At 72.6% G+C, this 26,466-nt stretch carries 19 protein-coding genes and 1 tRNA gene; 18 read left to right on the plus strand and 2 right to left on the minus strand.

What is annotated here, in order from left to right; genetic code table 11:
* Positions 1–172 precede the first annotated feature (172 nt).
* The gene (locus ACFV46_RS15725) at positions 173–1,006 is read right to left on the minus strand and encodes an HAD family phosphatase (RefSeq protein ID WP_151785166.1); all 834 of its coding nucleotides are present in this window, start codon (positions 1,004–1,006) and stop codon (positions 173–175) included.
* Between the two features lie 572 nt (positions 1,007–1,578).
* Here ACFV46_RS15725 and ssd point away from each other — a divergent pair.
* The 7 genes from ssd to ACFV46_RS15760 all read left to right on the plus strand — a co-directional run bounded on the left by ssd (position 1,579) and on the right by ACFV46_RS15760 (position 7,128).
* A complete protein-coding gene (gene ssd, locus ACFV46_RS15730) occupies positions 1,579–2,691 on the plus strand; it encodes a septum site-determining protein Ssd (RefSeq protein WP_385498561.1) in 1,113 nt (370 codons plus the stop codon).
* Between the two features lie 332 nt (positions 2,692–3,023).
* Positions 3,024–4,196, plus strand: coding sequence for a TadA family conjugal transfer-associated ATPase (locus ACFV46_RS15735; protein ID WP_385498625.1), 1,173 nt, complete (start codon positions 3,024–3,026; stop codon positions 4,194–4,196).
* Positions 4,189–5,070 carry a type II secretion system F family protein gene (locus ACFV46_RS15740; RefSeq protein ID WP_385498562.1) on the plus strand — a complete coding sequence of 294 codons (882 nt, stop codon included), beginning with the start codon at positions 4,189–4,191 and terminating at the stop codon, positions 5,068–5,070. The genes ACFV46_RS15735 and ACFV46_RS15740 overlap by 8 nt, the downstream gene beginning before the upstream one ends.
* Before the next feature lie 85 nt (positions 5,071–5,155).
* Positions 5,156–5,959 carry a type II secretion system F family protein gene (locus ACFV46_RS15745; RefSeq protein ID WP_385498563.1) on the plus strand — a complete coding sequence of 268 codons (804 nt, stop codon included), beginning with the start codon at positions 5,156–5,158 and terminating at the stop codon, positions 5,957–5,959.
* A 101-nt stretch (positions 5,960–6,060) separates the two neighbouring features.
* The gene (locus ACFV46_RS15750) at positions 6,061–6,270 is read left to right on the plus strand and encodes a DUF4244 domain-containing protein (protein WP_385498564.1); all 210 of its coding nucleotides are present in this window, start codon (positions 6,061–6,063) and stop codon (positions 6,268–6,270) included.
* Positions 6,257–6,700: a TadE family type IV pilus minor pilin gene (locus ACFV46_RS15755; protein WP_361931527.1), complete on the plus strand. Its 444-nt coding sequence runs from the start codon at positions 6,257–6,259 to the stop codon at positions 6,698–6,700. Before ACFV46_RS15750 ends, ACFV46_RS15755 begins: the two co-directional genes overlap by 14 nt.
* Positions 6,697–7,128 (plus strand): Rv3654c family TadE-like protein, encoded by a 432-nt coding sequence (locus ACFV46_RS15760; protein ID WP_361931524.1) that lies wholly within the window; start codon positions 6,697–6,699, stop codon positions 7,126–7,128. Before ACFV46_RS15755 ends, ACFV46_RS15760 begins: the two co-directional genes overlap by 4 nt.
* A gap of 56 nt (positions 7,129–7,184) precedes the next feature.
* On the opposite strand, the gene ACFV46_RS15765 is transcribed toward ACFV46_RS15760, so the two are convergent.
* On the minus strand, positions 7,185–9,797 hold the full coding sequence (locus tag ACFV46_RS15765; RefSeq protein ID WP_361931522.1) for a DEAD/DEAH box helicase: 2,613 nt from the start codon (positions 9,795–9,797) through the stop codon (positions 7,185–7,187).
* Positions 9,798–9,879: 82 nt separating this feature from the next.
* Between ACFV46_RS15765 and bldG the strand changes: the two genes are divergently transcribed.
* The 11 genes from bldG (at position 9,880) to ACFV46_RS15820 (ending at position 26,029) form a co-directional block, all read left to right on the plus strand.
* Positions 9,880–10,221: an anti-sigma factor antagonist BldG gene (bldG, locus tag ACFV46_RS15770; protein WP_003975386.1), complete on the plus strand. Its 342-nt coding sequence runs from the start codon at positions 9,880–9,882 to the stop codon at positions 10,219–10,221.
* 122 nt (positions 10,222–10,343) lie between these two features.
* On the plus strand, positions 10,344–10,769 hold the full coding sequence (locus ACFV46_RS15775; RefSeq protein ID WP_151785173.1) for an ATP-binding protein: 426 nt from the start codon (positions 10,344–10,346) through the stop codon (positions 10,767–10,769).
* Positions 10,770–11,085: 316 nt separating this feature from the next.
* Positions 11,086–13,491: a sodium-translocating pyrophosphatase gene (locus ACFV46_RS15780; protein WP_361931519.1), complete on the plus strand. Its 2,406-nt coding sequence runs from the start codon at positions 11,086–11,088 to the stop codon at positions 13,489–13,491.
* A gap of 215 nt (positions 13,492–13,706) precedes the next feature.
* Positions 13,707–14,288: a small secreted protein gene (locus ACFV46_RS15785; protein ID WP_361931518.1), complete on the plus strand. Its 582-nt coding sequence runs from the start codon at positions 13,707–13,709 to the stop codon at positions 14,286–14,288.
* Positions 14,289–14,323: 35 nt separating this feature from the next.
* Positions 14,324–15,868, plus strand: a complete 1,545-nt coding sequence (locus tag ACFV46_RS15790; protein WP_385498566.1) for a methyltransferase — start codon at positions 14,324–14,326, stop codon at positions 15,866–15,868.
* Positions 15,869–16,058: 190 nt separating this feature from the next.
* On the plus strand, positions 16,059–16,256 hold the full coding sequence (locus ACFV46_RS15795) for a hypothetical protein (protein WP_385498567.1): 198 nt from the start codon (positions 16,059–16,061) through the stop codon (positions 16,254–16,256).
* 247 nt (positions 16,257–16,503) lie between these two features.
* Positions 16,504–19,368, plus strand: a complete 2,865-nt coding sequence (topA, locus tag ACFV46_RS15800) for a type I DNA topoisomerase (protein ID WP_385498569.1) — start codon at positions 16,504–16,506, stop codon at positions 19,366–19,368.
* A 196-nt stretch (positions 19,369–19,564) separates the two neighbouring features.
* The gene (gene tmk, locus ACFV46_RS15805) at positions 19,565–22,795 is read left to right on the plus strand and encodes a dTMP kinase (RefSeq protein WP_385498570.1); all 3,231 of its coding nucleotides are present in this window, start codon (positions 19,565–19,567) and stop codon (positions 22,793–22,795) included.
* A gap of 89 nt (positions 22,796–22,884) precedes the next feature.
* The gene (locus ACFV46_RS15810; protein WP_385498571.1) at positions 22,885–24,090 is read left to right on the plus strand and encodes a DNA polymerase III subunit delta'; all 1,206 of its coding nucleotides are present in this window, start codon (positions 22,885–22,887) and stop codon (positions 24,088–24,090) included.
* A 104-nt stretch (positions 24,091–24,194) separates the two neighbouring features.
* Positions 24,195–25,823: an alpha/beta hydrolase gene (locus ACFV46_RS15815; RefSeq protein WP_385498572.1), complete on the plus strand. Its 1,629-nt coding sequence runs from the start codon at positions 24,195–24,197 to the stop codon at positions 25,821–25,823.
* Positions 25,824–25,952: 129 nt separating this feature from the next.
* Positions 25,953–26,029: transfer RNA gene (locus ACFV46_RS15820), tRNA-Thr, on the plus strand.
* Positions 26,030–26,466: the final 437 nt, after the last annotated feature.

Raw genomic sequence — 26,466 nt, forward strand, 5'->3', positions numbered from 1 at the left:
TAGCTCAGGTGATCCTCTCGGATGTCCTTGGTCTCGCGGGCCGTTGAGTCCTTTGTACTCCAGACCGCAACCAAGCGGAAGACCTCGCTGCAGTTCTTTACTTTTGCTCTCAAATACGGGTCAAACGGGCATCGATATCCGCACGGGACGGGAGCGGCGGCGCGAGCACGCCTCAGGCGAGCGCGGTGCGTCGCCGGCTCGCGTACCAGACGAGGCCCGCGGTGGCCGCGGCCGCGCCTATGGCGGCCGCCGCGACGAGGGCGGGCCGCGGCGGTACCGAGAAGGCCGGGAAGCGCTGCTTGAGCCGGACCGGCCGGTGGAAGTCGAGAATCGGCCACCCGCGCGCGAGCGCTTCGCGGCGCAGCGCGCGGTCCGGGTTCACGGCGTGCGGATGCCCGACGGTCTGCAGCATCGGCAGGTCGGTCGCCGAGTCGCTGTAGGCGTAGCAGCGGGCGAGGTCGTAACCCTCGGACGCGGCCAGCTCCCGGATCGCCTCGGCCTTGGTCGGGCCGTACGCGTAGTACTCCACCTCTCCGGTGAAGCAGCCGTCGTCGCCGACGACCATCCGGGTGGCCACCACGCGGTCGGCGCCGAGCAGCTCACCGATGGGCTCGACGACCTCCGCGCCGGACGTCGACACGATCACGACGTCGCGGCCGGCCGTGTGGTGCTCCTCGATGAGGGACGCGGCCTCGTCGTAGATGATCGGGTCGATGAGGTCGTGCAGCGTCTCCGCGACGATCTCTTTGACCTGCTGGACGTTCCAGCCGCGGACCATCGCCGAGAGGTACTCGCGGGTGCGCTCCATCTGGTCGTGGTCCATACCGCCCACGCGGAAGACGAACTGCGCATAGGCGGTCCGCAAGGCGGCCCGGCGGTTGATCAGGCCGCCTTGGTAGAACGACTTGCTGAAGGTGAGCGTGCTCGACTTCGCAATGACCGTCTTGTCCAGGTCAAAGAAGGCGGCTGTGCGGGGCAAGGAGTGGTTTTCCACGCCCCTGAGCATAGGCGCAGCCCATTCGGCGTAAGGTGGGCGCGTGGGTTTGCTTGAGAAGGCTCTCGGGTACACCATGGAAGTCACGGATCGTTCGCGACCGTGCTAACCCGGTCCGACTCCTCCCCCCCCGAGTCGGCCGTGGAGACGACCCCCGCTCTCCCCCCCGGCGGGGGTCGTCGCATGTCCGGGGCCATTTTTCCCTTATGAGCACGGCCGCGAGGCCGGAGCCGGGCGGCTGCTGCCGCCCTTTCGGCGTGCTTCTGATCCGTGACACTGCGTAATCGTGACGCTGCTGTGGGGAGATCGTCCAGAGGTGAGTGCAAGGCTCACCGGTTCGGGTGACGGTCATATTCACAACTACCGAGTTGTCCACAGTTATTGACCAAGATCCACACGATTTGCCGGATCGCTGCATCGTCATTCCAACGCGTCCCGGCGGGCCGACTTCATGGCCGGTTCCGGTTTGTCGGGCGTGATTGGCCGGTTCCTATCGGCCGTTCATATGGGGGCCGCTTACCGGCTCTTCACACCTTTGGGAATGGCGTGGCCGCAGGGCCGCGCGAACGATGCAGCGATGGGGGATGGACACCGTGACCGCAGCCGTCACACACGATCCGCCGGGGCCCGGCTCCGGGCGGCCCGGGAAGCCGTTGATCGTCACCGAGGACGCCGACCTGATCGACGATCTGCTGCGCCTGTGCGCGGCGGCCGGCGCCACCCCCGAGGTCCACCACGGGGTGCCCGAGCCCCGTAGCAGCTGGGAGGCGGCGCCGCTCGTGCTCATCGGCGACGACGCGGCCCGGCGGGTGCGCGGTGCCGGACGCCGAGGCGGCGTGGTCCTCGTCGGCCGCGACCAGGACGACTCGGGGGTCTGGCGCCGCGCCGTCGAAATCGGTGCGGACCACGTCCTGATGCTTCCCGACGGCGAGCAGTGGCTGGTCGACCGGATCGCCGATGTGGCCGAAGGCGTCGGCCGGCCCGCCCTCACCGTCGGCGTCATCGGCGGCCGCGGCGGATCCGGGGCCTCCACGCTCGCGTGTGCCCTCGCCGTGACGGCCGCACGCGAGGGACTGCGCACGCTGCTCGTGGACGGCGACCCACTGGGCGGCGGACTCGACGTCGTCCTCGGCGGAGAAGCTGTCGAAGGACTGCGCTGGCCCGCCTTCGCCGGCTCACGCGGACGGCTGGGCAGCGGCGCCCTCGAGGAGTCCCTGCCCGAACTGCACTCCCTGCGGGTGCTCAGCTGGGACCGGGGCGACAGCGTCGCGGTGCCTCCCCAGGCGATGCGCGCCGTCCTGGCGGCGGCCCGGCGCCGCGGTGGAGCCGTCGTCGTCGACCTGCCCCGCCGGATCGACGACGGCGTCGCCGAAGCACTGGCCCAGCTCGACGTCGGCCTCCTCGTCGTCCCCGCCGAGCTGCGCGCCGTCGCCGCCGCCCGGCAGGTGGCCTCGGCGGTCCAGCTGCTGTTGAGAGACCTGCGCCTGGCCGTACGAGGCCCCTACGCGCCCGGACTCGACGACCGGGAAGTGGCCCGGCTCCTGGACCTGCCACTGGTGGGCGAGGTGCCGGTGGAGCCGGGGCTGCTGCGGCCGCACGAGCACCGGGAACCACCCGGCGCGGCGGCGCGGGGTCCGCTGGCCCGCTTCTGCCGGGAGTTCTGGGAGCGGGCGCTGTGCGAGGCGAGGGCGGCGTGAGCGGCCGGAGCGAGGTGGAGGGCGGAGTTGTGCGAGAGGTCGGCGGTGGCCGGGTGCGTGCGGGGTCGGCGCGTGGAGGTGCAGAGATGGTGACCGGTGCGAGTGCGAGTGCGAGTGCGAGTGCGCGTGCTGGTGCACGGGCGCGGGTGCCCAGTTGGGCGGCGCGGGGTTCCGAGGGCGCAGGTGGGGCGCGGGTCCGGTCGGACGCTCATGAGGGGCCAGCTCGGACGGTGGTCGGTGAAGTCGGGGCCCGGTCGGGTGGCGTGGGTGGTGCGGCCGGCGGGCGGTGGACGCCCGGCGGTGTCGGTGGCGCGGCGGACGTGCCGGCGGGGCTGCTCGACGGGGTGCGGCAGTGGCTGGCGGAGAGCGGGTCCGAGCCGACTCCGGCCCGGGTCGCGCAGGCCCTGCGGGAGCAAGGCAGGGTGCTGGGTGACGCCGAAGTGCTCGGCGCGGCCGAGCAGTTACGGTCCGAGCTGGTCGGCAGCGGGCCGCTGGAGCCACTGCTCGCCGATCCCGCCGTGACCGACGTGCTGGTCTCGGCACCGGACCGGGTCTGGGTCGACCGGGGCGGGGGCCTGGAGCTGACCTCCGTGTCCTTCCCCGACGCGGCGGCCGTACGACGTCTCGCGCAGCGCCTCGCCGCGGTGGCCGGCCGGCGCCTGGACGACGCGCGGCCCTGGGTGGACGCCCGGCTCCCCGACGGGACCCGTCTGCACGCGGTGCTCCCACCGGTGGCCGTGGGGTGTGCCTGTCTGTCGCTCCGGGTGGCGCGGCCACGGGCGTTCAGGCTCGGCGAACTGGTCGCGGCGGGGACGGTGCCGCCGGGCGGCGACCGGGTGCTGCGGGCCCTGGTCGGCGCGCGGCTCTCCTTCCTCATCAGCGGCGGGACCGGCAGCGGCAAGACGACGCTGCTGAGCGCCCTGCTCGGGCTGGTCGGGCCGGGCGAGCGGATCGTGCTCGCCGAGGACTCGGCCGAGCTGAAGCCGGACCACCCCCATGTCGTACGGCTGGAGAGCCGGCCCGCCAACCAGGAGGGGGCGGGGCTCGTCACCCTGGAGGATTTGGTGAGGCAGGCGCTTCGGATGCGGCCGGACCGGCTGGTCGTCGGCGAGGTGCGCGGACCCGAGGTGGTGCATCTGCTCGCCGCCCTCAACACGGGTCACGAAGGCGGCTGTGGAACTGTCCACGCCAACGCGGCCGGCGATGTCCCCGCCCGCCTGGAAGCCCTCGGGACGGCGGCGGGGCTCGACCGGGCCGCCCTGCACAGCCAGTTGGCCGCCGCGTTGTCGGTCGTCCTTCATCTCGTACGGGACCGGACCGGCCGCCGGCGGATCGCCGAGGTGCATGTGCTGGAGCGGGACCCGGCCGGGCTGGTGCGGACCGTGCCGGCGCTGCGCTGGGCCCCGGAGGGGTTCGTGGCCGAGCGGGGCTGGGAGCGGCTCCAGCCGCTTCTGCGCGGGGGCGGCGAGGTCAGGAGCGCCGCGGGCGGTGGGAGCCATGGGTGAGCTGGTCTCCGGCGCGCTGGACGGGTTGGGCGCGGCCGGTGCGTGCCTCGGAGCGGCGGCCGTCTGTCTGGTGGGTGGGCGGGACCAGGGTGTGCGGCGGGCTCGGGTGCTGCTCGCGGGCGGCGAGGGTCTGGATGCCGGGCCGTCCGACTGGCGGCGGGTGACCGGGACGCTGCGCCGGGTGCGGGGGCGTCTGAGACCCGAGGGGTGGGCCCTGGTCGCCGGTCTGGTGCTGGCGGTGCTCGGCTCGTCGGTGTTGCCGCTGGTCGCGGGGGCGGTCGGGGTGCCGTTGCTGAGACGGATGCGGCTGGCCCAGGAGGCGAGGCGCGCGCGGGAACGGCGCGGAGGTGCGGTGATCGCGTTGTGCGGGGCGTTGGCCGGTGAGGTGCGGGCCGGACGGCAGCCGGGCGAGGCGTTGCTGCGGGCGGCGCATGACTCCGGCGGGCTTGGCGCGGCGCAGTCCGCGGTGCTGGCGGCGGCGCGGTTCGGCGGTGATGTCCCCGGCGCGCTTGTCTCCGCGGCTCGGCAGCCCGGTGCGGAAGGACTGTCGGGGCTGGCCGCGTGCTGGCGGGTCGCCGTCGACCAAGGCGCCGGCCTCGCGGCCGGGCTGGATCGGCTGGAGGCGGCACTCCGCGCGGAGCGCGATCAACGTGCGGATCTCCGGGCCCAGTTGGCGGGCGCTCGGTCGACGGTGGTGATGCTCGCCGGGCTGCCGGTGCTCGGGTTGCTGCTCGGAGCGGCCATAGGCGCCGATCCACTGCACGTGCTGCTGCACACCGGCGCCGGCTTCGGGTGCCTCGCGGTCGGCGGGGTGCTGGAAGGGGCCGGCATGTGGTGGGCGGCGCGGATCGTGCGGGGAGCGGAGGTGGGGTGAGAGGCGGGGTGAGGAGGCGGGGTGAGGAGGCGACCCCGGATGTGGACGGCGACAGGTTCGAGAGGAACAGGAAGGGGGCTGCGGTGTGAGCGGGGAAGTTGTCCACAGGCTGGGGATGGCTGTGGGGGCGGTACTGATCGCCGGGTGGCTGGTGCGGTGGTGGGCGGACGTCCGCCGGGAGCGCAGGGTCCGGAGGCGGCTGGTGGACCTGATGAGGAGAGCCGACCTGGCACCGACTCGTAGACGGCTCGACGTCCGGCGCGGGATGCGGCGCTGGGCGCCCGTCGCGGCCGTCGGGGTGGCCGGATGGGCCCTGGTGGGCGGTGTGGTGGGGCTGGTGGTCGGGGCGGCCGGGGCCGTCGGCCTGTGGTGGTGGCGTCGGAGGCAGGGGGCCGGTGGAGGCGCGGCGGGCACGGAGGTGGACGCGGTCGACGCGGGGGAGGTGTCACGTCGACTCCCGCTCGCAGGGGACCTGTTGGCGGCCTGTATCGCCGCCGGCGCGAGTCCGGTGGTCGCGGCGCAGGCCGTGGGCGAGGCGTTGGGCGGGCCGGTCGGCGATGCGCTGGCGAGGGGTGCCGCGGAGTGCCGACTCGGTGGTGAACCGGGGGATTCATGGCGGCGGTTGGCCTCGATGCCGGGGGCCGGGGCGCTGGCGCGGCTGCTGGAACGCGCCGGTGTCTCCGGTCTCCCGGCGGCCGGACCGGTCGCACGGCTCGCGGCGGAGGCCCGCGCCGACTGGACGCGCGCGGCGACGGAGCGGGCCAGGAGAGCGGCCGTCATGGTCACCGCGCCGGTGGGCCTGTGCTTCCTGCCCGCGTTCATCGCGGTCGGGGTGGCACCCGTGGTCATCGGGCTGGCGGGCGGCGTGTTGGGAGGAGGTGGCACGTGACGGAGTGAGCGGTGAGGACGCGCGGCGCGCGGAGAGAGCGCGTCGAGCGCGGATGTGTGTGGGACCTGGATCAAGAGAAGCGGACCTTACGGGGGTTACGGATGTTCAAGGCGGTACGGGCACGGATGGCGGCTCTGGTGCGTAGGGCGCGGGCGGCGCGGAGGGACGCGGGGATGGTCACCTCCGAATACGCGATGGGCATCGTGGCGGCGGTGGCCTTCGCCTTGGTGCTCTACAAGGTCGTGACGAGCGGGGAGGTCAGCGAGGAGCTCCAGGGCATCGTGAAGCGGGCGCTCGATGGCGGGGCGTGAGCGGGGTGACCGACGCGGGCCGGGCGGTCGTCCGGCCCGTGGGGCCCCCGCGGGGAACGGGAAGGGCCGGGTGGGAGTGCTCGGTTCGGATCGGGGGTTCGTGACGGCCGAGTCGGCTGTCGTGCTGCCGGTGCTCGTGATGTTCGCCATGGCGCTGGTGTGGGGGTTACTCGCGGTGGCGGCGCAGATCCAGTGCGTGGACGCGGCTCGCGCCGGGGCCCGCGCGGCGGCCCGGCAGGACCCGGACGACGCCGTCATCGAGGTGGCCGGCGACGTCGCGCCGGACGGGGCGGACGTCACGGTCGCCCGGGAGGGGGGCGTGGTCCGAGTGGTCGTGGTGGCCAGACCGCCGGTGCTGCGAGGGCTGCCCTTCGAGGTGCGCGAGGAGGCCGTGGCGTCGGCGGAGGAGATGGTGGGGGTGGAGTCGTGAACGCGCGGTGCGGGCGCAGGCGCCGTTTCGCAGCGTCCTGTACCGGTCCCGGTTCCGATCGGGGATCGGCCACCGCCTGGAGCCTCGGCCTGATCGCCGTCCTGTGTGTCGTGTTCGGCGTGGTGCTGGCCCTCGGACAGGCGGTGGTGATCCGGCACCGTGCGGCGGGTGGCGCGGATCTGGCGGCCCTCGCGGCGGCCGACCACTGGGCGGAGGGCACGGCCGGGGCCTGTGCCCGGGCGGAGCGGGTCGCTGCGGCGAGCGGGGCGCGGCTCGTGCGGTGCGTGGTCGCGGGCGACGTGTCGGACGTGACGGCGGCGTCGGGGCGAGGCCCGTTCACCGCGGAGGTCAGGGCTCGGGCAGGACCTGGGGGACCGGGTGTGCCTGGCCCGAGTCCGGGAGGTGCGGCTGGCGCCGGGAAGCCGTAGGAGTCTCCCCCGGAGGATGGCCGTGGGCGCTGAACCCACCGCCTACCGCCCACCGCCTACGCCCGCGCCTCCTCCTCGTCCGGAGCCGGGAAGGCCCCTTCGTCCGGAGCCGGCGATGCCTCCTCGTCCGGAGTCGAAGAAGCCCCTTCGTCCGGAGCCGGCGATGCCCCCTCGTCCGGAGCCGGGAGGGCCCCACCGTCCGGAGTGAGCGGAGCCTCCTCGTCCGGAGCCCCCCGCAGCAGCACCGTCAGCAGCCGTACGGCTCCCCGCTTGTGCAGAGGGTCGTTGCCGTTGCCGCACTTGGGGGACTGGATGCAGGACGGGCAGCCGGCCTCACACTCGCAGGAGGCGATGGCCTCGCGGGTGGCCGTCAGCCAGGCGCGGGCCGTGTGGAAGGCGCGCTCCGCGAAGCCGGCGCCGCCGGGGTGGCCGTCGTAGACGAAGACCGTCGGGAGCAGCGTGTCGGGGTGCAGCGGGATCGACACCCCGCCGATGTCCCAGCGGTCGCAGGTCGCGAAGAGGGGCAGCAGGCCGATCGAGGCGTGTTCGGCGGCGTGGAGGGCGCCGCCGAGGATCTCCGGGTCGATCCGGGCCTCGTCGAGCTGGTCCTCGGTGACCGTCCACCAGACCGCGCGGGTGCGCAGCGTCCGAGGAGGGAGGTCGAGTTTCGTCTCGCCCAGCACTTCGCCGGTGATCAGCCGGCGCCGGAGGAAGGAGACCACCTGGTTGGTGACCTCGACGGAGCCGTAGCAGAGGCGGCCGTCGCCCCACGGGATCTCGGTCTCGGTCTCGAGGACGGAGATGGCCGTCGTGTCCCGGGCGACCGTGGAGTACGACGGGGACGCCTGCTCGACCAGGGCGACCGAGTCCTCGAGGTCGAGGGAGCGGACGAGGTAGGTCCGGCCCTGGTGCAGATGGACCGCGCCCTCGTGCACGCTCGTGTGTGCGGCGCCCGCGTCGACGGTGCCGAGCAGGCGGCCCGTGCCGGCCTCGACGACCTGGACCGGGCGTCCGCCCTCGCCGCGGATGTCGGTGAGGTCGGCGGCCCGTTCCCGGCGGGTCCAGTGCCACGCCCGGGTGCGGCGGCGCAGCAGCTTCGCGGCCTCCAGCTGGGGCAGCAGCCCCTCGGCCTCCGGGCCGAAGAGGGTCAGGTCCTCCTCGGTGAGCGGGATCTCGGCGGCCGCAGCGCACAGGTGGGGGGCGAGGACGTACGGGTTGTCGGGGTCGAGGACCGTCGACTCCACCGGGCGGTCGAAGAGGGCCTCCGGGTGGTGGACGAGGTAGGTGTCCAGCGGGTCGTCACGGGCGACGAGGACGGCCAGCGCGCCCTGCCCGGAGCGGCCGGCCCGCCCCGCCTGCTGCCACAGGGAGGCGCGGGTGCCCGGATAGCCGGAGATCAGGACGGCGTCCAGACCGGAGACGTCGATGCCGAGTTCCAGGGCGGTGGTGGCGGACAGGCCGAGGAGTTCGCCGGAGTGCAGGGCCTGTTCCAGGGCGCGGCGCTCCTCGGGGAGGTAGCCGCCCCGGTAGGCCGCGACACGCCCGGCGAGCGAACGATCTACTTCGGCCAGCCGTTCCTGCGCGATGACCGAGATGAGCTCGGCGCCACGCCGGGAGCGGACGAAGGCGACCGAGCGGATGCCCTGCACCGCGAGGTCGGTCAGGAGGTCCGCCGTCTCGGCGGTGGCGGTACGCCGGACGGGTGCGCCTTTCTCACCCTGGAGCTCGGTGAGCGGCGGCTCCCAGAGGGCGAAGACGAGCTCACCGCGCGGGGAGGCGTCGTCGGCGATCTCCACCACGGGCAGCCCGGTCAGGCGCCGCGCCGCGACGGCGGGATCGGCGGCGGTGGCGGAGGCCAGCAGGAAGACGGGGGAGGAGCCGTAGCGGGCGCACAGGCGGCGCAGACGCCGCAGCACCTGGGCGACGTGGGAGCCGAAGACACCGCGGTAGGTGTGGCACTCGTCGATGACGACGTACTTCAGCGCCTTCAGGAAGGAGGACCAGCGCGGGTGGGACGGGAGTATGCCCCGGTGGAGCATGTCGGGGTTGGTGAGGACGTAGTTCGCGTACTGACGGATCCACTCGCGTTCCTCGAACGGAGTATCGCCGTCGTACACGGCCGGCCGGACCGCATTGCCCAGTGGATGTGAAAGTTCCTTCACGGAGCGGCACTGATCCGCCGCGAGGGCCTTCGTCGGCGACAGGTACAGCGTGGTGGCGCCGCGTCCGTTCGGGGCCTCGGAGCCGTCCAGGAGCGTGGAGAGGACCGGCACGAGGTACGCGAGGGACTTGCCGGAGGCGGTGCCCGTGGCGACGACCACGGACTCGCCGTCGAGGGCGTGCTCGGCGGCGCGTGCCTGGTGGGCCCAGGGATGCTCGATCCCGGCGCTCTGCACGGCGGCGATGACCTCGGCGCGGATCCGGTCGGGCCAGACGGCATGGCGGCCCGCTCGCGGGGGCACATGCTCCGTATGAGTGATGCGCGAAGCCCGACTCGGCCCCGAGGCGAGTCGGCCCAGCACCGCGCCCGGGTCCATCCGGGAGGCGGTGCCCGTCGGGGATCGATCGGATCGGTGATTCTCGGCCATCGGCACCGAGTGTGTCACTGGAGTGACGGACAATGGGACCAAGGCGTCGTGCACGCCTGCCGGTAAGTGATTGAATGCCATCGCGGCTGGCGAACCGACCTTGGGGTTGCAAGCCGAGGTGTCCCGAGGGGCGACCGCTCGATAGCAAGGTGCTGGAGGATCCGTGGACCTGTCCCTGTCGACCCGTACCGTCGGCGATCGTACGGTCGTCGAGGTCGGTGGCGAAATCGACGTATATACCGCGCCCAAGCTGCGCGAGCAGCTGGTCGAGCTGGTGAACGACGGGAGTTTCCACCTCGTCGTCGACATGGAGGGCGTGGACTTCCTCGACTCCACCGGGCTCGGCGTGCTGGTCGGCGGCCTGAAGCGCGTGCGTGCCCATGAGGGCTCCCTGCGCCTGGTCTGCAACCAGGAGCGCATTCTGAAGATTTTCCGTATCACCGGCCTGACCAAGGTGTTCCCGATCCACACCTCGGTCGAGGAAGCGGTGGCGGCGACCGACTGAGTCACCGCACACCCGGGGGCGCGGTGACGCGTGCCCGGGGTGGGAAGTGGTAGGAGACGGGGGACCGGGCTTTCGGCGGCCCGGTCCCCCTGACAGCACGCCCGAAGTTCCGAGGGGGATGCATGGCCACCGTTGAACTCCGCTTCAGCGCGCTGCCCGAGCACGTCAGGACCGCCCGTCTGGTGGCGGCAGCGGTGGCGCGCAGGGCCGGAGTGGACGAGGCCGTCCTGGACGAGGTCAGGCTCGCCGTGGGTGAGGCGTGCAGCCGTGCCGTCGGACTGCACCAGAGCGTCGGCATCACGGCGCCGGTGAAGGTGGCGCTGATCGAAGAGGAGAAACAGTTCTCCATCGAGGTCGGCGACGAGGCTCCGCACACCGTTCCCGGTGAGCGGGTCGTCGGCGCCGACGAGGCCGACGCCGAGGAGGACGAGATGGGTCTCGCGGTCATCAGCGGGCTCGTCGACGACGTCGAGGTCTCGGCGGGCGAGCACGGCGGCCTGATCCGTATGACGTGGCCGACCGCGCCGCAGACCGTGGTGCTGCCCTGATCCATCCCCGTACTTCCGAAGGGGCCCTGCTGAGCAGGGCCCCTTCGTGTTTTATCGCACGGCGGCGGTGAATTCGTGAAGGAATTCACTATCGATTGTCCGATCATTGATCAAGGTCGCGATCATCGGATCAAGGGTCAATCAGGGCGTCAATGGTTTTGGGGCATTAGCGCTTTCGGGTTCTGTGGTCGGATGTCGATCATTTGCTGAACGGCATGTGAAGGCCAATTCCGCTTACCGCCATCTGTTTTGATCAGGTTCCGGTACCTAGAATCCGTCCACATCTTGAGCTCAGCCCAAGCGTCAAGGAGGACGAATGGCGGGGCTTTCTACCCCTCATCAGCTTGACCATCCCACTACTCTCGCAGCGGCCGTACTGACGGATGACAACCGGGTGATCATCTCGGTGATCGGCGTGGTCGCCCTGGCGGCGCTCGTCGTCGCCGGCGTCCTGGTGCGTCAGGTGCTCGCCGCCGGCGAGGGCACCGACAGCATGAAGAAGATCGCCGCCGCGGTCCAGGAAGGCGCCAACGCCTATCTGGCCCGGCAGCTGCGCACGCTCGGCGTATTCGCCGTCGTCGTGTTCTTCCTGCTCATGCTGCTGCCCGCGGACGACTGGAATCAGCGCATCGGCCGATCGGTCTTCTTCCTGATCGGCGCCGCGTTCTCGGCGGCCACCGGCTATATCGGCATGTGGCTCGCCGTGCGCAGCAATGTGCGCGTCGCCGCGGCGGCACGGGAAGCGACCCCCGCGGAAGGTGAACCGGAAAGGGACCTCACCGCCGTATCGCACAAAGCCATGAAGATCGCTTTCCGCACGGGCGGCGTCGTCGGCATGTTCACGGTGGGGCTCGGTCTGCTGGGCGCCTCCTGTGTGGTGCTCGTCTACGCGGCCGACGCGCCGAAGGTGCTCGAAGGATTTGGTCTCGGTGCCGCGCTGATCGCGATGTTCATGCGTGTCGGCGGCGGCATCTTCACCAAGGCCGCCGACGTCGGCGCCGACCTGGTCGGCAAGGTCGAACAGGGCATTCCGGAGGACGACCCGCGCAATGCCGCGACCATCGCCGACAACGTGGGCGACAACGTCGGAGACTGCGCCGGAATGGCGGCCGACCTCTTCGAGTCGTACGCGGTGACGCTGGTCGCCGCCCTGATCCTGGGGTCGGCCGCGTTCGGCGACCTGGGGCTCGCGTTCCCGCTGATCGTGCCCGCGATCGGCGTGATCACCGCGATGATCGGCATCTTCGCGGTGGCCCCGCGCCGCTCCGACCGCAGCGGCATGACCGCGATCAACCGCGGGTTCTTCATCTCCGCGGTCATCTCGATCGTGCTGGTCGCGATCGCCGTGTTCGCCTACCTGCCGTCGTCCTACGCGGACCTCGACGGCGTCACCGACGGCGCCATCGCGGCCAAGGCCGGCGACCCGCGGATCCTGGCGCTCGTCGCCGTCGGCATCGGCATCCTGCTCGCGGCCGTCATCCAGCAGCTGACCGGGTACTTCACCGAGACCAACCGGCGCCCCGTCCGGGACATCGGCAAGACCTCGCTGACCGGTCCCGCGACCGTCGTCCTCGCCGGTATCTCCGTCGGCCTGGAGTCCGCCGTCTACACCGCCCTGCTGATCGGCCTCGGCGTGTACGGGGCGTTCCTGCTCGGCGGCACGTCGATCATGCTGGCGCTGTTCGCGGTGGCGCTGGCCGGCACCGGTCTGCTCACCACGGTCGGTGTGATCGTCGCCATGGACACCTTCGGTCCGGTCTCGGACAACGCGCAGGGCATCGCCGAGATGTCCGGCGACGTCGAGGGCGCGGGCGCCCAGGTGCTCACCAACCTGGACGCGGTCGGCAACACCACCAAGGCCATCACCAAGGGCATCGCCATCGCCACCGCCGTCCTGGCGGCCGCGGCGCTCTTCGGGTCCTACCGTGACGCCATCACCACCGGTGCGCGGGACGTGGGCGAGAAGCTCAGCGGCGAGGGCGCGCCGATGAACCTGATGATGGACATCTCGCAGCCCAACAACCTGGTCGGCCTCATCGCGGGCGCCGCGGTCGTCTTCCTCTTCTCCGGGCTCGCCATCAACGCCGTGTCGCGGTCGGCGGGTTCCGTGGTCTACGAGGTGCGGCGGCAGTTCCGTGAGCGGCCCGGGATCATGGACTACACGGAGAAGCCGGAGTACGGCAAGGTCGTGGACATCTGTACCCGGGACGCGCTGCGCGAGCTGGCCACGCCCGGTCTGCTCGCCGTGATGGCGCCGATCTTCATCGGGTTCACCCTCGGCGTCGGCGCCCTGGGCGCCTACCTCGCGGGTGCCATCGGCACCGGCACGCTGATGGCGGTCTTCCTCGCCAACTCCGGTGGTGCCTGGGACAACGCCAAGAAGCTCGTCGAGGACGGCCACCACGGCGGCAAGGGCAGCGAGGCCCACGCCGCGACGGTGATCGGTGACACGGTCGGCGACCCCTTCAAGGACACCGCCGGACCGGCGATCAACCCACTGCTGAAGGTGATGAACCTGGTCGCGCTGCTCATCGCGCCCGCGGTCATCCAGTTCAGCTACGGCGACGACAAGAACGTCGCCGTGCGCGTGCTGATCGCCGTCGCCTCGCTGCTGGTGATCATCGGCTCGGTCTACGTCTCCAAGCGCCGTGGCATCGCCATGGGCGACGACGGCAACGCCGAGAGGGTGTCCAACCCGGCGGATCCCGCGGTGGTCTCGTAGGCGGTCTTACGGCAGCACGGCTCCATGGGCGGGCGGCCCGGCGCGCATCGACGTGTCGGCCGCCCGCTCCGCGCTTGTTCACGCCCCACGCCGTGACGCTTGTCTCACATGGTGTAAACGGCGCGAAGAGGTAATAAAAGCCGCAAATAGCATGCTGTCATCATCTGCCCGCCGTGTAGGGTCCCGTGGCCGAGAGCCACGAAGGGACCAGACCGGTGAACAAGAAGCTCGCTGCCTCGCTGTCCGGCGGTGCGGTACTGATACTGGCGCTGACGGGCTGCACGAGCGACGAGGGCAACAAGGAACTCGACGCCTGGGCCAAGAAGGTCTGCGACCAGGTGCCGGCCCAGAACGCCAAGATCTCGGCCGCCTACGTCGCGATCACCAAGGCCGCCAAGGACACCTCCAGCACGCCCAAGGAACTGCAGGCCGCCGACTCCAAGGCCTTCCAGGACCTCGCCGACGGCTACAAGGCGCGCGCCACGCTCATCCGTGACGCCGGTGCGCCCCCCGGCGTCGAGGACGGCGCGAAGAACCAGCAGGATGTCGTCAAGAGGCTGACGGAACTCTCCACCGCCTACGGCGACCTGAAGAAGCAGGTCGACGGGCTGGACACCAAGGACCAGGGGAAGTTCGCGTCCGGCCTGAAGGACGTGTCGGCCGAGATGAAGCAGGTCGAGACACAGCGTCAGAGCGCCATCGCCTCGCTGAAGAAGCTCGAGTCGGGTGACGTGAAGACGGCCCTCACCTCCCAGGAGGGCTGCAAGCAGGCCGTCGAGTCCGGCTCCGCCGGCTGACCGCCGCATGAGGCGGCACGGGTCACAATGAGGGCGTGAGCGACTCCAGCCAGCCTGACCCGACCGTCCTGCCCGACCTCCCCGCGCTGCCCGGCTCCGGGCAGCCGGATGTCGCAGCCCGTCTGCGGGAGGCCCTGCTCGGGGCCTCCTTCACCGCCGACGGGCTGCTCGAGCTGCTCGGCGCGCCCGCGTACGCGGCGCTCGCCCGCAGCGAGACGGTGCCCGCGCTCCGGGCCACGCGCGGGGACACCCCGCTCGAGGCGCTCGTACGGCTGTTCCTGCTCCAGCAGCCGGTGCCGTACGCGCGCGTGGCGGACGTCCTGCCCCTCGAACCGTGCCTGGAGAGCGGCTGGCTGGCCCGGGCCGGCGACGACGTCCGTGCCACGGTCGATGTGCGGCCGTACGGCGGGCCGGGGGGCGAGGACTGGTTCATCGTGTCCGACCTGGGGTGCGCGGTCGGCGGGGCCGGCGGTATCGGGAACACGGCCGAGGAGGTCGTCCTCGGCGTCGGCGGCGCCTCCACGACACTCGCCGGCATCACCGTGCGCACGCCGGTCGCCTGCGCGCTCGACCTCGGCACCGGCTCCGGCATCCAGGCCCTGCACGCCGCGCAGCACGCCACGCGCGTGACGGCGACCGACCTCAACCCGCGCGCGCTGCACATCACCGCGCTCACCCTGGCGCTCTCCGGAGCCCCGGCGGCGGACCTGCGGGAGGGGTCGCTGTTCGAGCCGCTCGAGGACGGGGAGACGTACGACCTGATCGTCTCCAACCCGCCCTTCGTGATCTCGCCGGGCGCCCGGCTGACGTACCGCGACGGCGGGATGGGCGGCGACGACCTGTGCCGCTCGGTCGTCCAGGGGGCGGGGGACCGCCTGAACGAGGGCGGGTACGCCCAGTTCCTCGCCAACTGGCAGCACGTGGAGGGCGAGGACTGGCAAGACAGGGTCCGCGCGTGGGTGCCGCGCGGCTGCGACGCGTGGATCGTGCAGCGCGAGGTGCAGGACGTCACGCAGTACGCCGAGCTGTGGCTGCGGGACGCCGGTGACCACCGCGGGGACACGGCCACGTACCAGGCCCGGTACGACGCGTGGCTGGACGAGTTCGAGGCGCGCAAGGTGAAGGCCGTCGGGTTCGGCTGGATCACCCTGCGGCGGACGTCGGCCGCCGAGCCGTCGATCACGGTCGAGGAGTGGCCGCACCCCGTCGAACAGCCGCTCGGGGACACCGTGCGCGCGCACTTCGAGCGCCTCGACTACCTGCGCGGGCGGGATGACGCCGCGCTGCTGGAGGACCGCTTCCGGCTGGTGGCCGAGGTCGTGCAGGAGCAGATCGGGCTGCCGGGCGCCGAGGACCCCGAGCACGTGGTGCTGCGGCAGCACCGGGGCATGCGCCGGGCCACCCAGGTCGACACGGTCGGCGCGGGCTTCGCCGGCGTGTGCGACGGCTCGCTCACCGCGGGCCGGATCCTGGACGCCATCGCCCAGCTGATGAGCGAGGACCCGGTGGTGCTGCGCGACCGTACGCCCGCGCAGATCCGGCTGCTGGTCGAGCAGGGGTTCCTCGAACCGGCTCGCTGACGGGGCGCCGAGCGCGGCCGGGAGGCGGGCGAAACAGGCCAACCTCCAGGAACCGGCCAGTGCGCGGGCGCCCCGCGCGAACTCCCGTTCACCCCGGGTTCGCCTGCCCGTCCCCCGCGCCTGACAGCCTCGCCGGGCCGAGGCACGCGCCTGTGGGGACGGGCGGCGGGAAAGAGGGGCGAGCGGGATCATGGAAACCGGACCGGCGATCTTCACAGGTGTCGTGTTCGCCCTGTTCGGCGGGGGCCTCCTGATCTGGACCGGGGTCCGGGTGCGGCAGCGCCGGCCCGTCGCCCTCGGTGTGAACCCCGTCGCATCGGCGGCGCTCGCGGGCCTTGTCTCGGTGCTCGCGCTGATCATCGGCTTCTGGGGCTTCGGCCGTCTCTGAGAACGGCTCGTGAGCTGCGCGGCCGATATTTGAGGGCCGATCTTCCGGAAAGGCTCGAAAAGGCCGGTGGCCACTCCGGGCGGCAGGAATGGCGGAAGTCGGGTTACCGTTCGAGTGGCCGTTGCGGGCTTTTCCCGTTTGACAACGGGGCGGGATGTACCGTCACACTCCGCAGCGTCACCACCACCCGACCCCGGGCGCTACCGATCCTGGGGAGGCCCAGCGTCGACCGGAGAGAAGAGCGAAGTTGTCCCCGACCAGCGAGACCGCACAGGGCGGCCGCCGACTCGTCATCGTCGAGTCGCCTGCCAAGGCGAAGACGATCAAGAGCTATCTCGGCCCCGGCTACGTAGTCGAGGCGAGCGTCGGGCACATCCGCGACCTTCCCAACGGCGCCGCCGAGGTGCCGGAGAAGTACACGGGTGAGGTCCGCCGTCTCGGCGTGGACGTCGAACACGACTTTGAGCCGATCTATGTGGTCAACGCCGATAAGAAGGCTCAGGTCAAGAAGCTCAAGGACCTGCTGAAGGAATCCGACGAGCTCTTCCTCGCCACCGATGAGGACCGCGAGGGCGAGGCCATCGCCTGGCACCTCCAGGAGGTGCTGAAGCCCAAGGTCCCGGTCAAGCGGATGGTCTTCCACGAGATCACCAAGGCCGCGATCCAGGCCGCCGTCGCCAATCCCCGCGAGCTGAACCAGAAGCTGGTCGACGCCCAGGAGACCCGCCGCATCCTCGACCGCCTCTACGGCTACGAGGTCTCGCCGGTCCTGTGGAAGAAGGTCATGCCGCGCCTGTCGGCCGGCCGTGTCCAGTCCGTCGCCACGCGTCTCGTCGTGGAGCGGGAACGCGAGCGCATCGCCTTTCGTTCTGCCGAGTACTGGGACCTGACGGGTACCTTCGCGACCGGCCGCGCGGGGGACCCCTCGGACCCGTCGACGCTGGTCGCCCGCCTCCAGACCGTCGACGGCAGGCGGGTCGCGCAGGGCCGCGACTTCGACTCCCTGGGACAACTCAAGAGCGCGAACACCCTCCACCTCGACGAGGCCAACGCCCGCGCGCTGGCCGCCGCCCTCGAGCAGACGCAGTTCGCCGTCCGCTCCGTCGAGTCCAAGCCGTACCGGCGCTCGCCGTACGCCCCGTTCCGTACGACGACGCTGCAGCAGGAGGCGAGCCGCAAGCTCGGCTTCGGCGCGAAGGCCACCATGCAGGTCGCGCAGAAGCTGTACGAGAACGGCTACATCACGTATATGCGTACAGACTCGACGACGCTGAGCGACACCGCGATCGCAGCCGCCCGCGCCCAGGTCACGCAGCTGTACGGCGCCGACTACCTGCCCCCGCAGCCCCGCACCTACGCGGGCAAGGTCAAGAACGCGCAGGAGGCGCACGAGGCGATCCGCCCCTCCGGCGACCGCTTCCGCACGCCCGCCGAGACCGGTCTGACCGGCGACCAGTTCAAGCTGTACGAGCTGATCTGGAAGCGGACCGTCGCCTCCCAGATGAAGGACGCGACCGGCAACAGCGTGACCGTCAAGATCGGCGGCACCGCGGCCGACGGCCGGGACGTCGAGTTCAGCGCGTCCGGCAAGACGATCACCTTCCACGGCTTCCTCAAGGCGTACGTCGAAGGCGCCGACGACCCGAACGCCGAGCTCGACGACCGCGAGCGCCGCCTGCCGCAGGTCGGCGAGGGCGACCGGCTGACCGCCGAGCAGATCACGGTCGACGGGCACGCCACCAAGCCCCCGGCCCGCTACACCGAGGCGTCCCTGGTCAAGGAGCTCGAGGAGCGCGAGATCGGCCGGCCGTCGACGTACGCGTCGATCATCGGCACGATCCTCGACCGCGGCTACGTCTTCAAGAAGGGCACGGCACTCGTCCCGTCCTTCCTGTCCTTCGCCGTGGTCAACCTGCTGGAGAAGCACTTCGGGCGCCTCGTCGACTACGACTTCACCGCCAAGATGGAGGACGACCTCGACCGCATCGCCCGCGGCGAGGCACGGTCCGTGCCGTGGCTGAAGCGCTTCTACTTCGGTGAGGGCGACGGCCCGGGCATCGGCGGCGCGGCCGAGGCCGGCAACGGCGACGGGGACCACCTCGGCGGCCTCAAGGAACTGGTGACCGACCTGGGCGCGATCGACGCCCGCGAGGTCTCCTCGTTCCCCGTCGGCAACGGCATCGTGCTGCGCGTCGGCCGCTACGGCCCGTACATCGAGCGCGGCGAGAAGGACACCGACGAGCACCAGCGCGCCGACATCCCCGACGACCTGGCGCCCGACGAGCTGACCGTCGAGCTGGCCGAGGAACTGCTGGCCAAGCCCAGCGGCGACTTCGAGCTGGGCACCGACCCGGCCACCGGCCACACCATCGTCGCCAAGGACGGCCGCTACGGCCCGTACGTCACCGAGGTGCTCCCCGAGGGCACCCCGAAGACCGGCAAGAACGCGGTCAAGCCGCGCACCGCCTCCCTCTTCAAGTCGATGTCGCTCGACACGGTCACGCTCGACGACGCGCTGAAGCTGATGTCGCTGCCGCGCGTCGTCGGCAAGGACGCCGAGGGCCAGGAGATCACCGCGCAGAACGGCCGCTACGGCCCGTATCTGAAGAAGGGCACGGACTCGCGGTCGCTGCAGTCCGAGGAGCAGCTCTTCACGATCACGCTGGACGAGGCGCTGGCGATCTACGCCCAGCCCAAGCAGCGCGGTCGCGCGGCCGCCAAGCCGCCGCTGAAGGAGCTCGGCACCGACCCGGTGAGCGAGAAGCCCGTCGTCGTCAAGGACGGCCGCTTCGGCCCGTATGTGACGGACGGCGAGACGAACGCGACCCTGCGCTCCGGCGACAGCGTCGAGACGATCACCCCGGAGCGCGGCTTCGAGCTGCTCGCCGAGAAGCGGGCCAAGGGTCCCGCGAAGAAGACGGCGAAGAAGAGCGCCGCCAAGAAGACGACCGCCAAGAAGGCCGCCCCGGCCAAGAAGGCGGCCGCCAAGAAGACCGCGGCGAAGAAGACGACGACGGCCAAGAAGACAGCGGCGAAGAAGACCGCCGCGAAGGCCACCGCCGCGAACGGGGCGGGCGCCTCCGACACGCCGGACTCGTCCGACGAGGACTGAGTCCGGGCGACGGCCTGGACGGGAAGAGGGCGCGGGTCGATATCGGTCCGAATCCGGCGCTCCCGGCCCGGCGTTGAGGGCCCGTACCGCGTTTCGGGTTCGCGAAACGAACGCCTCGGCATCAGTTTGGTGTCGGGGCGGGCGTACGTTCGGGCGGGCGCGCCGGGCTGTCGGTGCGTCCCGATAGGCTGAACGCATGACGCGAGCCGAGCAGCCAACGGCCCACCCCGAAGCCCCCGACGACGCGCTGGTCGCGGACTCCCGAGAGCGTGCCATCCGCGCCCTGCTGCGCCGACCGCAGTTGAGGCGGCTGTGGAGCGCGCAGCTCGTCGGCGGTGTCGGCGACTTCCTCGCGCTGCTCGTGCTGGTCCTGTTGGCCCTTCAGGCGGCGATCGCCGAAGGGTCGTTCGGCAGCGGCTACCGCGGCGCGGCGTTCGCAGTGGCGACGGTCTTCGGTGTGCGTCTCCTGGCGACGCTCCTCTTCGGTGCCGTGCTCCTCGGCCCGCTGACCTCGCTGACCGGCCAGGACGGCCCGCTCGACCGGCGCTGGACCATGGTCGGCGCCGACGGGCTGCGTGCCGCCCTGCTGATCGTGGCCCCGCTCTGGATCGACTGGACCCCGGACAACGCGCCGGCACTCCTGCTGGTCACCGTCTTCGTGACGGGCGTCGCCGAGCGGTTCTGGACGGTGGCCCGCGAGAGCGCGGCCCCCGCCCTGCTGCCGCCCCCGCCCCCGGAGGGCGCCACCGTACGGCCGCTGCCGGACCACCTCGACGCGCTGCGCCGACTGTCGCTGCGCACCGCCTTCGTGGCCGTCCCGCTGGCCGCCGCCACCCTGATCGCCGCGTCCCTGCTGAACAACCTGCTCGGCGCCGGGCTCGACTGGTTCGCCCAGCACCAGGCGGCCCTCGGCTCGTACGTCGCCGCCGGGCTGTTCGCCGCCTCGCTGTCCGTCGTCACCTTCCTGGAGCTGCCCGACACGCGCACCCCGCGCGCGCGGTCGCCGCTCGAAGGGCTGCGCCGTCCCAAGACCGGCACCGGCGCCGACAAGGGCCGTACCGGCGCGATGGCCCTGCTCGTGACGGCGTGCGCGGCCGTCGCCGCCGCGGTGGCCGCCGCCGTCGCCGTGGCCGTCCTGCACGCCAAGGACCTGGGCGGCGGTCCCGTCCTGTACGGCCTGATGGTGCTCGCCCTGACCGGCGGCGTGGTCGCCGGCATCCGTACGGCGCCCTCCGTGCTGCCGGCCCTGTCCCGGCGCCGCCTGCTGGCGCTCGCCGTCGCCGTCACCGGCGTCGCCCTGCTCGCCGCGGGCCTGGTCCCGGACGTCACCACCGTGCTGCTGATCCTCGCCCTGGCCGGATACGGCGCGGGCGTCTCCGCCAACACCGGGCACGCGCTGCTCGACCAGGAGGCCGAGGAATTCCGCCGCCCCCGCACCACGGAGCACCTGCACGCGGTCGTACGGCTGTGCGTCGCGCTCGGCGCCGTGCTCGCCCCGCTGGTGGCCGCGCTCATCGGGCCGCACCGGTTGGAGAGCGGCAAGTTCGTCTTCGCGCACGGGGGCGCCGCCTTCACGCTGATGCTGGTCGGCGCGCTGCTGCTGCCCGTCGCCGTGCTGGTCCTGGCCAAGGTCGACGACCGGTCCGGGGTGCCGCTGCGCAAGGACCTGCGGGACGCCGTCCTCGGCGGCGACGACCCCGAGCAGGTCCCGGCCGACGCCGGCTTCTTCATCGCCCTGGAGGGCGGCGACGGCGCCGGGAAGTCCACCCAGGCCGAGGCGCTGGCCGAGTGGATCCGGGGCAAGGGCCACGAGGTCGTCGTCACCCGCGAGCCCGGGGCCACGCCCGTCGGCAAGCGGCTGCGCTCGATCCTGCTGGACGTGTCGAGCGCCGGCCTTTCGCACCGCGCGGAGGCGCTGCTGTACGCGGCGGACCGCGCCGAGCACGTGGACACCGTCGTCCGGCCCGCGCTGGAGCGCGGCGCCGTCGTGATCTCCGACCGGTACGTCGACTCCTCGGTCGCCTACCAGGGCGCGGGCCGCGACCTGTCGCCGACGGAGATCGCCCGTATCAACCGCTGGGCCACCAACGGCCTGGCCCCCCATCTGACCGTCCTGCTGGACGTGGCGCCGGAGACCGCGCGTGAGCGGTTCACCGAGGCGCCGGACCGGCTGGAGTCGGAGCCGGCCGAGTTCCACGCGCGCGTGCGCTCCGGCTTCCTGACGCTGGCAGCCGCCGACCCCGGCCGCTATCTGGTGGTGGACGGCGCCCAGGAGCCCGAGGCCGTCACCACGGTTATCCGGCACCGGCTCGACCAGATGCTCCCGCTCTCCGAGGCCGAGATCCAGGCCCGCGAGGAGGCGCGCCGCAAGGCCGAGGAGGAGGCCCGCCGCAAGGCCGAGGAAGAGGCCGCCCGCAAGGCCGAGGAGGAGCGCCTGGAGCGCGAGCGCCAGGAGCAGCTCGCCCGGCTGCGCGCCGAGGAGGAGGAGCGCAAGCGGCGCGAGCTGGAGGAGGCGCAGCGCCGCGAGGCCGAGCGGCAGGCCGAGGAGGCCCGGCTGCGGGCCGAGGAGGCGCAGCGCCGTGCCGAGGAGGAGCGCAAGCGGCTCCTCGCGGAGGAGAAGGCGCGCGCCGAGGAGGAGGCGCGCCGCAAGGCCGAGGAGGAGCGGCGCCGCAAGCAGGCCGAGGAGGAGGCGCGCATCCGCGCCGAGGCCGAGGCGCGGCGCCTGGAGAAGCAGCGCGCGGCGGAGGAGGCCCTGCTGCGGGCCGAGGAGGCCCGGCGGCTCGCCGAGCAGGCCGCGGCCGCCGCACAGGCCGGCCCCCGGCCGACGGCTCCCGCGAGCCCGCCCGCCCCGGACGACGCGATGACCGTCCCGACGCCCGTGGTGACCCCGGAGCAGGCGGCGGCGGGCAGGGCGGCCGACGAGACGACGGTCCTGCGCCCGGTGCAGGGCGAGAAGCCCGGGCAGGACGAGGAGTCCGCCGTGGAGTCCACCTCGAAGCTGCCCCGGGTGTCGCCGCCGTCCGGTGCCGCCGACGAGACGGCCGTACTGCCTCCGGTCCCGCCGGGTGCCGCGGACGAGACGGCAGTGCTGCCGCCCGTGCCGCCGGGTGCCGCGGACGAGACCGCGGTGCTGCCGCCCGTGCCGCCGGGTGCCGCGGACGAGACCGCGGTGCTGCCGCCGGTGCCGGCGGACGGACCCGGCGACCGTGTCCCGCCGGGGTACTTCCGCGAGGAGGAGCGCACGCGCGAGATGCCCCAGGTCGACGAGACGGGCGCACCGCGCCGCCGGTCCCGCTCCGACTGGGCCGAGGAGACCCCGCTGGACGACTTGCCGTCCCTGGCGGACGAGCTGCTGGGCCCGCACGAGGACGCCTATGACGACGAGGACGGCGGCGGCCGGGGCAGGGGCCGGGGCCGACGGCGCTGACCCCACCGGTCCTGGCCGGCCGGGTTGTCAGTGCCGCCCCGCACAATGGACGCGGTGACCCGACGTGTGACGAAAGGCGGGCGGCGCCCATGACCGTGTGGGACGACCTGGTGGGGCAGGAGCGGATCAGCGAGCAGCTGGACGCCGCCGCCAGGGACGCGGACGCCCTCGTCACGGCCGCGGCCACGGACGCCCCGCCGCCCGAGGCGTCCAAGATGACGCACGCCTGGCTGTTCACCGGCCCGCCCGGCGCGGGCCGGAACCAGGCGGCGCGGGCGTTCGCCGCCGCCCTCCAGTGCGTCAGCCCCGACCGCGCCCTGGGCGGCTCGCCCGGCTGCGGTTTCTGCGACGGCTGCCACACGGCACTGCTGGGCACGCACGCCGACGTGACCACCGTCGCCGCCGTGGGCACCCAGATCCTCGCCGACGACATGCGGGACACCGTCCGCAAGTCCTTCACCTCACCGGCGAACGCCCGCTGGCAGGTCATCCTCGTCGAGGACGCCGAGCGGCTGAACGAGAAGTCGGCCAACGCCGTGCTCAAAGCCGTCGAGGAGCCGGCCCCCCGGACCGTGTGGCTGCTGTGCGCGCCCTCCATCGAGGACGTCCTGCCCACGATCCGCTCCCGCTGCCGCCATCTGAACCTGAGCACCCCCTCGGTCGACGCCGTCGCCGACCTGCTCGTCCGGCGCGAGGGCGTCGAGCCGGAGGTCGCCGCCGCCGCGGCCCGCGCCACGCAGGGGCACGTCGACCGGGCGCGCCGGCTGGCCACGGACCCGGCCGCGCGGCAGCGCCGGGCCGCCGTCCTCAAGCTGCCCCTGCGGCTGGGCGAGATCGGCGCCTGCCTCAAGGCCGCCCAGGAACTGGTGGACGCCGCCGCCGAGGACGCCAAGCAGCTCGCGGAGGAGACCGACGCCAAGGAGACCGACGAGCTGAAGGCGGCGCTGGGCGCGGCCCAGGGCGGCCGGATGCCGCGCGGCACCGCCGGGGTCATGAAGGACCTGGAGGACAAGCAGAAGCGCCGCCGCACCAGGACGCAGCGTGACAGCCTGGACCTCGCGCTGACCGACCTCACGGCGTTCTACCGGGACGTCCTCGCCCTCCAGCTCGGCTCCCGGGTGGCCCTCGCCAACACCGACGTGGAGGACGCCCTGGAGCGCCTGGCCCGGGAGAGCTCCCCTGAGTCCACGCTCCGCCGGATCGAGGCGATCGCCGCCTGCCGGACCGCCCTGGACGGCAATGTGGCGCCGCTGCTGGCGGTGGAGGCGATGACGATGGCACTCAGAGCGGGCTGACACCGGGCGCGTCTCCGACCCTGGGGTGACCCTGCGGGTAACACGTACGAGCGGAGACCCGCACGGAGAGCGTCTGTCCGACTCCATAGAGTTACGCTCGCCAGATGCACATCTGGCGCAGCACCTCAGCCCACCCCGGACCGGCCCCGAGCACGCCGGGCGCCCGCGACCGCCGTCGCCGCTCCCGGCGGGCGGGCACCCTCGGCGCCCTGCTCGGCGTCGCGGCGCTGCTGGTCTCGGCCTGCTCCTCCGGCGGAACCGCGAAGCCGGCCGGGCACCCGGCGGCCGGGGCGGCCCTGGCCGCGCTGCCGCGCTCGACACCGGCGGCGCTCACGCCGTACTACGAGCAGAAGCTGAGCTGGCGGGCGTGCGGCGTGCCCGGGTTCCAGTGCGCCACGCTGAAGGCGCCGCTCGACTACGCCGACCCGGACGCCGGGCAGACCCGGCTCGCCGTGGCCCGCAAGAAGGCGACCGGCCCGGGCGAACGGCTCGGATCCCTCCTGGTCAACCCGGGCGGACCCGGCGGCTCGGCCATCGCCTACCTTCAGCAGTACGCCGGGATCGGCTACCCGGTCGACGTGCGGGCCCACTACGACATGGTGGCCGTCGACCCGCGCGGGGTCGCCCGCAGCGAGCCCGTCGAATGCCTCGACGGACGGCAGATGGACCGGTACACGCAGACCGACTTCACGCCGGACGACGAGAAGGAGGTCGGTGAGCTGGTCGACGCGTACAAGAGGTTCGCGGAGGGCTGCGGGGCGGACGCCCCCGGTCTGCTGCGGCATGTCTCGACCACCGAGGCGGCGCGCGACATGGACCTCCTGCGCGCGGTGCTCGGCGACGAGAAGCTGGCCTACGTGGGGGCGTCGTACGGCACCTTCCTCGGGGCGACGTACGCCGGTCTGTTCCCGGACCGGGTGGGGCGGATGGTCCTGGACGGCGCGATCGACCCGTCCCTGCCCGCGCGGCGGATGAACCTCGACCAGACGGCGGGCTTCGAGACGGCGTTCCGGGCGTTCGCCCGGGACTGTGTCCGGCGTGCGGACTGCCCGCTCGGCGACGAGGCGAAGAACGTGGGCACCAACCTGAAGGCGTTCTTCAAGAAGCTCGACGCGCGGCCGGTCCCCACCGGGGACGCGGACGGCCGCAAGCTCGGCGAGTCCCTGGCCACCACGGGCGTGATCGCGGCGATGTACGACGAGGGCGCCTGGCCGGCCCTGCGGGACGCGCTGAACTCGGCGATGCGGGAGGACGACGGCTCCGGACTGCTCGCCCTGTCCGACAGCTACTACGAGCGGGACGCCGACGGCCGCTACACGAACCTGATGTTCGCCAACGCCGCCGTGAACTGCCTGGACCTGCCGTCCGCCTTCTCCACCCCGGACGAGGTCCGCAAGGCCCTGCCGGCCTTCGAGAAGGCGTCCCCGGTGTTCGGGGAGGGCCTGGCCTGGGCCACCCTGAACTGCGCGTACTGGCCGGTGGCGCCCACCGGGCAGCCGCAGCGCATCGAGGCGCGGGGAGCGGCCCCGATCCTCGTGGTCGGCACGACCCGCGACCCGGCGACCCCGTACCGCTGGTCCCGCGCCCTCTCCCACCAGCTCTCCTCGGCCCGCCTCCTCACCTACGACGGCGACGGGCACACGGCGTACGGGCGGGGCAGCACGTGCATCGACCGCACGATCAACACGTACCTCGTCCGGGGGAAGGCCCCGGCTAAGGACAAGCGCTGCTGACGCCCCGCGCCCGGCCTCGCGCCCGCCTCGCGGCCGGGGCCGGGCCGGGCCCCGAGGGCTGGTTCGGAGCACCACAGAAACTGTGTAGACTTACCGACGTTGCCGATCGCACCATAGTGCGGGCAGCGCGCCGCCTTAGCTCAGATGGCCAGAGCAACGCACTCGTAATGCGTAGGTCTCGGGTTCGAATCCCGAAGGCGGCTCCATCCGAAGCCCAGCTCAGATCTTCCTGAGCTGGGCTTTTCGCGTCAGCGGATGCGGCGACGGCGTAGCGAGCGGGCCGCGCGGGTGTCGGCGGTCTCAGTTCTGACGGTTACCGCCAAAAACCCGCCCCGCCCTTTGGCGGTCCTCTGCCCTGTGGCGGCGCGTCGGCCGTCGCTAGCGTCCCCGTATGAGGCGACGTACACGGATCGGCGCGCGGCGTATACGGGACTTACAGCGGGTGCGGGACAAGGTGCTCAGCCGGCGGGAGAGTCGCCGGTCCGTGGGCTGGGGGAGACGGCTGGGGCGGCGGGCGGAGCGTGCCCGGCCCTGGCTGCAGTTCCTCGCCGACCTGGCCGCCCTGCTCGCCAAGGCCGTGCGGTAGCACAGGGTGGGTCCGGTCCTCGGCCCTCGGCCTGTCAAGTTCCGGTGCCTGCACGAG

Origin of the sequence: Streptomyces sp. NPDC059852 (assembly GCF_042731455.1) — a bacterium.
Classification (GTDB): Bacteria; Actinomycetota; Actinomycetes; order Streptomycetales; family Streptomycetaceae; genus Streptomyces.